Source organism: Exiguobacterium sp. s11 (genome assembly GCF_018619015.1).
Taxonomy (GTDB): domain Bacteria; phylum Bacillota; class Bacilli; order Exiguobacteriales; family Exiguobacteriaceae; genus Exiguobacterium_A; species Exiguobacterium_A indicum.
The window spans coordinates 1-812 of record NZ_JACSNF010000013.1 but is presented as its reverse complement, the minus strand read 5'-3'; the positions used below and the strand labels follow the sequence as shown (position 1 = coordinate 812).

The window sequence follows — 812 nt, the reverse complement described above, 5'->3', positions numbered from 1 at the left end:
AGTCACGATTGACGAAGCTTGCGCTTCATTCATGTTTGTATTCCGTAGAATACGATTTTTGCCTCATCGTTCAGTTTTCAAAGTTCGTCATAAAAATGGTGGAGCCTAGCGGGATCGAACCGCTGACCTCCTGCGTGCAAGGCAGGCGCTCTCCCAGCTGAGCTAAGGCCCCATTGAAGGGATGAAATTGAAGATGGTCGGGAAGACAGGATTCGAACCTGCGACCCCTTGGTCCCAAACCAAGTGCTCTACCAAGCTGAGCTACTTCCCGAAAATGCACCCTGAGAGATTCGAACTCCCGACCCCTTGATTCGTAGTCAAGTACTCTATCCAGCTGAGCTAAGGGTGCGGAATATAAGGATCAAACAGTAAACATCCAAAATGAAAAATGGTACCGAGGGCCGGAATCGAACCGGCACGGGGAAACCCCCGCAGGATTTTAAGTCCTGTGCGTCTACCAGTTCCGCCACCCCGGCAGGGATATAAAAGGTAGAACCTTCATTCATAATTGAATTCTGGTGATCATTGAAGATAAAAATGGTGCCGGCAACAGGAGTCGAACCCGCGACCTACTGATTACAAGTCAGTTGCTCTACCAGCTGAGCTACACCGGCAAGTGTAATAAAAAATGGTGGAGGATGACGGGATCGAACCGCCGACCCCCTGCTTGTAAGGCAGGTGCTCTCCCAGCTGAGCTAATCCTCCATATGTATCGCCTGGCAGCGTCCTATCCTCACAGGGGGAAGCCCCCAACTACTTTCGGCGTTCAAGTGCTTAACTTCCGTGTTCGGCATGGGAACGGGTGTGACCAC

The 812-nt window shown here is 51.1% G+C and carries 6 tRNA genes and 1 rRNA gene; all 7 read right to left on the bottom strand.

Annotation, left to right across the window (positions count from 1 at the left end):
• Positions 1–96: 96 nt before the first annotated feature.
• Positions 97–172 (bottom strand) — tRNA-Ala (locus KNQ12_RS16870).
• 22 nt (positions 173–194) lie between these two features.
• Positions 195–271 (bottom strand) — tRNA-Pro (locus KNQ12_RS16865).
• 4 nt (positions 272–275) lie between these two features.
• Positions 276–349, bottom strand: a tRNA-Arg gene (locus tag KNQ12_RS16860).
• A gap of 40 nt (positions 350–389) precedes the next feature.
• A tRNA-Leu gene (locus KNQ12_RS16855) sits at positions 390–476 on the bottom strand.
• Between the two features lie 62 nt (positions 477–538).
• Positions 539–614 (bottom strand) — tRNA-Thr (locus KNQ12_RS16850).
• 15 nt (positions 615–629) lie between these two features.
• A tRNA-Val gene (locus KNQ12_RS16845) sits at positions 630–705 on the bottom strand.
• A gap of 9 nt (positions 706–714) precedes the next feature.
• Positions 715–812: ribosomal RNA gene (gene rrf / locus KNQ12_RS16840) — 5S ribosomal RNA — on the bottom strand; the annotation flags it as partial.